The following is a 1,901-nucleotide window of genomic DNA, read 5'->3' on the forward strand; positions in this document are numbered from 1 at the left end:
ACCTCGACGCCAAGCTGCGCGAAGAAGTGCGCGTGGAGCTGCGCACCATCCAGCAGGAGCTGGGTCTCACCGTCATCTACGTGACGCATGACCAGCTCGAGGCGCTGTCGATGTCGGATCACATCGTCGTGTTCAACAAAGGCGCAATTGATCAATACGGCACACCGCACGAGATTTACTATAAGCCGAAGACGACGTATGTGGCGGATTTTATCGGCACGACGAATTTCGTCGATGCCACAGTGCGCAGCGTGTCTGGCGAGCAAGTCACAGTCGAATACGTGACGCAGGGGAAACCTCGCGCCGTGACAGTCACGACCGCTGAGTCCGTGCAGGCCGGCGAGCAGGTAGCGCTCAGCATTCGTCCGGAATCGATCCGTATCCACGCGGCTTCCGGGCTGGAGGAAGGCTTCGCCGTGAGCGGCTTCGTACGATCCTCCATGTTCCTGGGGGAAAAGGAGCGCTACTTCATTGTCGACGACAATATGAAAGAATGGATCGTGGACGCGTACGACCTCGGCAGCGAGCGGTTCAAAGGGAACGTCTCGATCAGTGCGGCGCCTGGGAAGATTCATTTGATTAAAAAAGGGGAGTAAATCAGCGCGTATGGGAAGAGCTCGGCATGATACAATAGATCATGTCGGCTTTTTTCGTCATGATTCGTGTGTGAAAGGAGGGGGAGCGCGTTGAGGAAAAAGATATTGTTCGTCCTGCTGGGGCTTGCCGTTGTCGTGGCCGGGTTCTGGCTGTTCAACGAGAAGAGGAGCCAGAATCCGATCAAGGTGTATGTGGTGTTTCAGGAAGATGAAGGACGGATTCTGCTGGAAATGTTCAAGAAAAAAATGGACCAGCCCTATGAGCTGATTCGCATGTCCAGCGGCGAGGCCGGCTACCATTTGCTGACGCTTGGCAAAACAGGCGTTGACGTCGTGCTCGGCGGCCCGGCCGATCTGCATGAGCAGCTCAAGCACAAGAACAAGTCCATCCGCTACCGCTCCTCTGCGATAAGTTCAATTCCCGATCGATTTAAGGATAGCGACGGGTATTGGAGCGGGATGTACATGGGGGCGCTGGCCATCGGCGTGAACGAATCCGTCTGGCGGAGCGATCCGAAGCTCACCGCGCTGCCCATGCCTCAGCAGTATGAGGATCTGCTGCGGCCGGAGCTCAAGGGCAAAATCGAAATCCCCGACCCGGAAACGTCGGGGACCGGCTATACGCTGCTGGCGTCTTTAGCCCAGCAGCGAGGGGAAACCGAAGCGATTTCCCTGATGAAATCGCTCAAGCAGCAGAGCGCGTCGACGACGTTCTCCGGCATTACCAGCGCGCAACGCCTGGCCGAGGGCGAAGTCGCCGCCGTGGTCTCCTTCCTGGGCGACCAGCTGCGCTTCAAGAACTCGGGCTATGCCATCCGCTCGCTCATCCCGCCCGAAGCGGGCTGGGAGATCGGGGGCATTTCGATTCTGCGCGGCGGCGACAACACCAAAGCGGCCAAAGCGTTCGTCGATTTTATGCTGTCGCGTGAAGTGCAGACGGATTACATGAACACGGCGTTTTCCTTTCCGGTCACGCCGGATATCCCGCTCAACCGCCTGCTGTCGCCGGTGAAACTGGAGAATCTGATGGGCGGCTACCGCTTTGATTTGGCGGCGCAGCATCGGGAGCGGCTGCTGGGTTTGTGGAAGGCGGCGGGGGAGGAATATAAGTAAGCGCTCTGTAAGGGAGCGCTTGTTTGGCGTGGCGGGGATACTGCTGACGGCAGGAAGTGGCGCTGTGCCCGTAGGCAGCGCACTCCGGGATGTGCCTATTTGCGGTTAATACCTGCTAGCCGCTTAGACGCTGGTCGAGGAGCAGGTACCTACTTCAGTGGAGAGCGATGGGCAGACGAATTCCTGCGAAAA

Annotated in this window: 2 protein-coding genes; both read left to right on the top strand. The window is 58.1% G+C overall.

The genetic code is table 11. The features are described from left to right. The coding region (locus EJQ19_RS32940; RefSeq protein ID WP_164716886.1) for an ABC transporter ATP-binding protein at positions 1–596 on the top strand (596 nt) is incomplete at its 5' end. 90 nt (positions 597–686) lie between these two features. After that, entirely contained in the window at positions 687–1,709 is a 1,023-nt protein-coding gene (locus EJQ19_RS31525; RefSeq protein WP_126145158.1) for an extracellular solute-binding protein, read from the top strand. Positions 1,710–1,901: the final 192 nt, after the last annotated feature.

This window comes from Paenibacillus whitsoniae, assembly GCF_003955665.1.
Taxonomy (GTDB): domain Bacteria; phylum Bacillota; class Bacilli; order Paenibacillales; family NBRC-103111; genus Paenibacillus_E; species Paenibacillus_E whitsoniae.